This is a genomic window from Aurantiacibacter flavus, from assembly GCF_039710615.1.
GTDB classification, from domain to species: Bacteria; Pseudomonadota; Alphaproteobacteria; order Sphingomonadales; family Sphingomonadaceae; genus Alteraurantiacibacter; species Alteraurantiacibacter flavus.
Genome location: NZ_JBDLBR010000014.1, coordinates 1 through 6,476, shown reverse-complemented (window position 1 = coordinate 6,476; position 6,476 = coordinate 1). Strand labels below are relative to the sequence as shown.

The 6,476-nt window shown below is 61.6% G+C and carries 6 protein-coding genes; 2 read left to right on the top strand and 4 right to left on the bottom strand.

The genetic code is table 11. The features are described 5' to 3' along the window. Window positions 1-167 precede the first annotated feature (167 nt). The 4 genes from ABDJ38_RS17020 to ABDJ38_RS16770 form a co-directional block, all read right to left on the bottom strand. Window positions 168-788, bottom strand: coding sequence for a tyrosine-type recombinase/integrase (locus ABDJ38_RS17020; RefSeq protein WP_429771128.1), 621 nt, complete (start codon window positions 786-788; stop codon window positions 168-170). Continuing rightward, a complete protein-coding gene (locus ABDJ38_RS17015) occupies window positions 743-1,258 on the bottom strand; it encodes a tyrosine-type recombinase/integrase (protein WP_429771127.1) in 516 nt (171 codons plus the stop codon). The genes ABDJ38_RS17020 and ABDJ38_RS17015 overlap by 46 nt, the downstream gene beginning before the upstream one ends. A gap of 948 nt (window positions 1,259-2,206) precedes the next feature. After that, on the bottom strand, window positions 2,207-3,385 hold the full coding sequence (locus ABDJ38_RS16775) for an MFS transporter (protein ID WP_346786289.1): 1,179 nt from the start codon (window positions 3,383-3,385) through the stop codon (window positions 2,207-2,209). Between the two features lie 14 nt (window positions 3,386-3,399). Continuing rightward, window positions 3,400-4,434, bottom strand: a complete 1,035-nt coding sequence (locus tag ABDJ38_RS16770) for an aldo/keto reductase (RefSeq protein WP_346786287.1) — start codon at window positions 4,432-4,434, stop codon at window positions 3,400-3,402. A gap of 85 nt (window positions 4,435-4,519) precedes the next feature. Between ABDJ38_RS16770 and ABDJ38_RS16765 the strand changes: the two genes are divergently transcribed. Together ABDJ38_RS16765 and ABDJ38_RS16760 are read left to right on the top strand one after the other, a co-directional pair. Beyond that, window positions 4,520-5,425 carry a LysR substrate-binding domain-containing protein gene (locus ABDJ38_RS16765; RefSeq protein ID WP_346786286.1) on the top strand — a complete coding sequence of 302 codons (906 nt, stop codon included), beginning with the start codon at window positions 4,520-4,522 and terminating at the stop codon, window positions 5,423-5,425. A gap of 321 nt (window positions 5,426-5,746) precedes the next feature. Beyond that, window positions 5,747-6,316 (top strand): hypothetical protein, encoded by a 570-nt coding sequence (locus ABDJ38_RS16760; protein WP_346786285.1) that lies wholly within the window; start codon window positions 5,747-5,749, stop codon window positions 6,314-6,316. Window positions 6,317-6,476: the final 160 nt, after the last annotated feature.

Below are 6,476 nucleotides of genomic sequence, written 5' to 3'. Positions count from 1 at the left end.
ACCGGTCGATCGCGCGCAGCAGGTGATCGACCGGCACGTGGTCCTCGATACGGAAGCTGTAGAACAGCGCCTCCTGCATCACCGTCCGCTCGCCCATCATACCAACGTCTCCGCTTGCTTGCGCATCACTGAATCAGCACTTCACGCCCATCGCAAGCGGGAATTTTTCAACAGAATAGACCCAATTGTGGCCGTAGCCGTACCGACAGTATTCGAGCGCGGCGAAAGACCGGAGTGAAAATCTTCGCTCCGTCGCGAAGTTGCTCCAGATGATCGGACCACCACTGCATCATTCGTACCCTCTCCGCCCAATGCGCGCCGCGATGATAGGCAGCTCGCACCTGGTCGGGGTCCTTGTGCGCGAGTGAACGCTCCATTGCATCTGGATGCCACAAGCCAGATTCATTTAGCAGGGTGCTCGCTACGGCGCGAAAGCCGTGAGACGTCATCTCGTCCCCACCATAACCGAGCCGACGCAATGCAGAATTGAGCGTGTTCTCGGACATACAGCGCTGCGTCGTATGAAAGGCGGGGAACAGGTACGAGCCAGCGTTTGGAAGCGCTCGAAGCAGACCCAACAGTTCGACAACCTGACTCGAAAGCGGCACCGAGTGCGGCTGAGCCATTTTCATATTCTCACCCGGAATACGCCATACCGCACCTTCCAGATCGAACTCGTGCCATTCTGCCTTACGCAACTCGCCTGGCCGCACGAACACATGGGGAGCGATCTTAAGTGCGATCAGCGTCTCGGGTTTCCCGAAATAGCCCACGATTGCGCGCAGCAACTCGCCAAAGAGCTCGGTTCTAGGATAGCGGCATGGTGCTTCACCTGCGGCGCCGTGAGCGCACCACGGAGCAGGTCTGCCGGATTTTCCTGTGCTCTCATCGTGACGATGGCATAGTGAAATACGCGGCCAGCAAAGGCACGAAGCCGTTGTGCTGTCTCGTGATGCCCCTTCCGCTCCACCTTGCGAAGTGCGTTCAGAAGCTCGTGTGGCGTAATTTCCGAAACGGGACGATGCCCGATGTCGCGGTCGAGCAAATCCCGGAACCAGCGAGACTTCTTTATGGGGACCGTCTTCTTTCCTTCGCGTTCCATCTTCTCGATGTACTCATCCGCTACCAGCTTGAAGGTTGTCGCGGCACCTATCGTCGCCTCGATGAACGCCTGACGCTTCGCTGCAGCTGGATCGATACCGTTTGCCAGTAGGCGCCGGGCTTCGTCACGCTTTGCACGAGCTTCCTTGAGCGACACATCTGGGTATTTCCCGAGCGCGAGCTTCTTCTCGACACCTCGAAATCGAACTTCAATCGCCAGAACTTTGCACCCGAGGGCTGAACTTGAAGGTGCAAAGCGCGATCATCGGCCACTTCATACGATGAATCTCTCGGCTGTAGCCTGCTGATCTCTAACGCTCTTATCGCCATTTGGGGGCCTCGACTCTGACCATTTGCCAGGGGCCCCCACCGAGGCTCCCAAATCGGCCGGAAGGGGGCGGATGGGGACGCACGCGAGCGGAAGACCAATGACCAATTTCACCAGCATTTCTGCGGGTCTGCGAGGTTTTTGGACGCTTCAGGGAGGGTGGGTGGTGCGCTTACAGGACCCTCACCGATGGTTTAACACAACGATCTCGCGGTATTTTTCTGATGTGATTTTCCCAAAGGCCCCCGGCGGGGCCCCCAAGAAAATTTGAACTGCGGCGGACTCAAACCTGGTGCAGGAAACGCATCAATAGCTACGTTGAACGCGAATTCCACATAGGCCTCCCGATTGATTCTGCCCTCTGCCTATTCGAGTTTTGCGCGACTTGGGTCGGCAGCCAAAAAATGCCAGGCCTCGGTGGCAAGAGGCGTCGATGGCGCCCTCTCACGGCGAGAACACGGGTTCGATTCTCGTATGGGGCACCTGAACTTTTCAATGGGTTAGGTGAAACGACATCCGATCTATCAAGTATTCACCAAACATCTTTTGGCGGACGCGTGCGCGCTGGCCCGGACAATTTTAGCCTTGTGATCTGGTGTCGCCCGCTCCGAAACATCTCGCGATTTGTTGCACCAACTAGCGGCAGAATGGGAGCCGCTTGCAGACTGTCCGGTTCTTGGGATGGGACGAGACCAAACAGACGTTCTGAACGTGAACGCTAATGAAGAGCTGCGTAACAACACCATCGGACTACGATAGAAACATAAGAGAGCAATTTCAGACATCCGGGCACGGCTCTCCCGGCCCGGCTGCGGGGCGGTTCCTCGATAGGATGAACACCGCCGCAAGGGCCAGCCCTGCCATCGCAGCACCCGCAAGTGGCACGGCACGGTAACCGATACCGGCGGCAATTACCGCTCCGCCGAGCGCCGCGCCCACCGCATTGCCGAGATTGAACGCCCCGATATTGATCGCCGACGCAAGGTTGGGCGCATCGGCTGCGGCGGTCATCACCCGCACCTGCAACGGCGGCACGATCGCGAAGCTTGCCACCCCCCACGCGAAGACCAGACCGGCAACGGGAATTGCGAACTGCACCATCACGGAGAAGGCAATCAGCACGAGGCTCAACCCCGCGAGCGAGATCATCAGCGTGCGATCGACCGAACGGTCGGCATAGCGCCCGCCCAGCCAATTGCCGAGGGTCAGGCCAAGGCCGTAGATCACCAGCATGGCGGTGACGAACCCGACAGACGCCCCGGTCTCCTGCTGCAGGATCGGGACGATATAGGTATAGACGGTGAACATCGCGCTCGCGCCGAGAACCGTCAGAAGAAGCGCTGCAAGGACCGACGGGCGGCCGAGCATACGCAGCTCCGCAAGTGCTCCGCCACTCTGGGGTGGTGCCCGATCCGGTAGCGTCCAGCGCAGCGCGGCCATGGTCACAAGGCCGAGGATGGCAATTCCCCAGAAGGGAGCGCGCCAGCCCAGTTGCTCTCCGGTCCAGGTCGCGAGTGGCACACCCACCACCGTTGCGAGCGTTAGCCCCACGAACATGGCCGCCACCGCGCTCGCGGCGCGACCGGGCGGAACCACGCTGGCCGCGACAACCGAGCCGACCCCGAAGAACGCGCCGTGGTTGAGCGAGGTGACGATCCGCGCCGCCATCAGTATGCCATAGCTATCGGCAAGCGCAGCCATCAGATTGCCGACGGTAAAGATCGCAGCCAGCCCGATCAGCAACGTGCGCCGCCTGATATGGCCGGTGGTCAGCGTCATCAGCGGGGCCCCCACCATCACGCCCACCGCATAGGCACTTACCAGCAGCCCGGCAGTCGGAATCGATACCTCGAGGTCGGCCGCGATCAGCGGCAGCAGGCCCATGGGGGAAAACTCGGTTACACCGATGCCGAAGGCTCCGGTGGCAAGCGCGATCAGGGGAGGATTGAGCTTCATGGTGTGGTTCGCCTTCAGACCAGGGCCGGGTTCAGGCGGGCGAACCCTTCCTGATAGCGATAGGGAGCATGCGGATAGGGCGGCAGTTCGTCGCTTGCCGCGTCCAACCGCTGCACCTGTTCGGGCGTCAGCGACCAGCCAACCGCGCCGAGATTGCTGCGCAATTGCTCCTCGTTGCGGGCACCGATGATCACCGAGGAGACGGTCGGCCTGCCGATGAGCCAGGCGAGCGCGATCTGCGGGACACTCCGCCCGGTTTCCGCCGCGATCTCGTCCAAGGCATCGACGACGGTGTAGAGACGCTCGTCCTCGACCGGCGGTGCGAATTGCTCGGTTGCGTGCAGGCGGCTGCCTTCCGGAACGGGGCTGCCGCGCCGGATTTTCCCGGTCAGGCGGCCCCAGCCGAGCGGGCTCCAGACCAGCGCGCCGACGCCCTGATCGACACCGAGTGGCATCAGATCGGCTTCGTAGTCGCGTCCGATCAGCGAATAATAGACCTGATGCGCGACGAAGCGCGGCCAGCCATGGCGGTCGGCTGCTGCCAGGGCCTTCATGAGTTGCCAGCCGGGATAGTTGGAAACGCCGACGTGACGGACCTTTCCGTCTCGCACCAGCATGTCGAGCGTCTGGAGCAGTTCCTCGACCGGGGTCGAGCCATCGAATGCATGAAGCTGGAGGATGTCGATATAGTCGGTTCCTAGCCGGCGCAGCGATGCCTCGACGGCTCGGATCAAGCGCCCGCGTGAAACGCCCCAGTCGCCCGGTCCCTCTCCCATCGGAAGGCCGGTCTTGGTCGAGATCAGAACCTCGCTGCGGCGTCCCTCGATTGCCGCGCCCAGAATCTCCTCCGATGCGCCGTCCGAATAGACATCGGCGGTGTCGAACAGGGTCACGCCCGCATCGAGGCAGATATCCACCATCCGCCGCGCCTGCTCGACGCCGCTCGTGCCCCAGGCAGAGAACAGGGGCCCCTTGCCGCCGAACGTGCCGGCACCGAAGCTCAGCACCGACACGCGCAGCCCCGATGCACCCAATTGACGATATTCCATGATCACACCTTCCTTGGCTTTCACAGCAAAGGTAGGGGAGTGGATATCGGCCAAGAACCCGGCCAGAAGGCTAAGGACTTGTGATATGAACGCAAAGGCGCTCTCCCAGACGGACCGGACGCGCGCGCTGGAACTGTTTGCTGCGGTGGCGGCAGAGGGCAGCTTTTCGGCTGCCGGGCGACGGCTTGGCCTGACGCCCTCCGCGGTCGGGCGCACGGTCGACCGGATCGAGCAGCGACTGGGGGTCCGCCTCCTCCTACGCAGCACCCGCGCATTGACGCTCACCCCGGAAGGCCATGCCTATCTCGCCGCAGCGCGCCGGATCCTTACCGATCTGGACGAGGCCGAGCAGGCGATTGCCGATCAGGGCGCGCCGCGCGGTCGGCTCAGGGTCAGTGCGGCCCTGTCGCACGGACGGCTGTGTGTGGTGCCGTTGCTGGGGGCGTTCGCGGCGCGCTATCCGCATATCCTCGTCGATATCAATCTGAGCGACAGCATCGCCGACATCGCCGGAGGCGAAGCGGATGTGGCGATCCGCTTCGGCCCGCTCGCCGACAGCGCCCTTACCGCACGCAAGCTGGGCACGAGCGCGCGCGTCATCGTTGCATCTCCGGGCTATCTGGCGCGCGCGGGAACCCCGCTGACGCCCGAGGATCTGCACCGCCACAACTGCCTCAACTTCAACTTTCGCCGGGCCGAGCCGACCTGGCCATTTTGCAGCGGAGCGCGTTCTTACGCGATGAATGTCAGCGGCTCGATCGAGGCGAATAACGGTGAAACGCTGGGCCAGCTGGCAGCCGCCGACGTCGGCATCGCCCGCGTCGGCGCCTTCAGCGTGGCGGCCGAAATCGCGGACGGGCGCCTGGTGCCGCTTCTTGAAGACTACAACCCCGGCGATGTGGAGGAAATCCACGCGGTCTTTTCGGGTGGCGCGAAACTGCCGGCCCGGGTGCGCGCCTTCGTCGACTTCCTGGTGGAGCACCTGCACTAGGCATTGCTGCAAGACGGAATCAGCGGCCAGCGGTTGTTTCCCAAAACCGCGGCCCGCGACGATCAACGCGAATGCTGCTGCACCGAGCATTGCGAGCAGCGTGGGTGGAAAGCCCGAAGCGCCGGCCGCCTCCAGCAGTTAGGCCCCAAAACCCGCACCGCCTGCAGTAGCCGCCCTGCTGACCGGTTGCTTTTCCTGGCAGGTGTCAGGCAACTTCTGGGCCGTCTCCAGACCGTCAGCTTCCAGTCCGACAAAGGTGAAAAGCAGCCATTCGGCAAACGACCCCATTGCGGACATTCGGCTTGGCGCTAAGATGCAGTGATGATTGACGTTCCTCCCGAACCTTTACCGACACAGGAACAGGTCATCGAACAGCGACTGCTCGACTGTGGCCTTAATCCTGGCGGGTTTACCGTCAAATACGAAGACTACCTCCAGAGCATCGAGATCGTCATCGAGCCAAGTGCTGGAGCGACCTCCGTTAATTTCGCATGCATCAGAGAGGCTGCGGGCTACGAGGTCGTCAGATTTCAAGACGGTGAGATGTTTGCCGCTTACATGGATTTCGCTTTGGAACTGGCTCGACCTGAAATGATGGCGATGTATGAGGGCAGACTGAAGGAGGCTGGATTGTGGGAAGGCTTTCCCGACCGCGAAGATTTCGGTTCGCTATTGGAATATGCGGAAGCGCTTGAGGTGCATGCAGGCATAGAGCCGGGGTCGGCACTGCGTATTTTAGGCGGCGGTATCCTTTTCGACCCGCCTAGCGCTTCCCACAATTATGCGGACTTTACCGAACGATATTCGAACCTCCTCTCGATGGTTGCATATGCGGCCACAAAAGATCGAGTGAGCTTTGGCTTCGTCGGAAACGAACGGGTCGCAGATTAGCGTAATACGACGATGGTCGAACAACCGCTCTCCACCCTATTCTGTTGAAGAAGTCGCTGCTGGTCCGGGTTAAAGACCGTTTTGGACAGCGGTCGAGCGGGGGCCCCGGTCCCTTCAGGCGGTTGCGAGGCCCGGCATCGGCTTCATCTTGGCCAGTTTA

Coding starts and splice junctions, on each gene's coding strand:
- ABDJ38_RS16770 (WP_346786287.1), bottom strand. CDS start 4,434: ATGGAATATCGTCAATTGGGTGCATCGGGGCTGCGCGTGTCGGTGCTG.
- ABDJ38_RS16775 (WP_346786289.1), bottom strand. CDS start 3,385: ATGAAGCTCAATCCTCCCCTGATCGCGCTTGCCACCGGAGCCTTCGGC.
- ABDJ38_RS16760 (WP_346786285.1), top strand. CDS start 5,747: ATGATTGACGTTCCTCCCGAACCTTTACCGACACAGGAACAGGTCATC.
- ABDJ38_RS16765 (WP_346786286.1), top strand. CDS start 4,520: ATGAACGCAAAGGCGCTCTCCCAGACGGACCGGACGCGCGCGCTGGAA.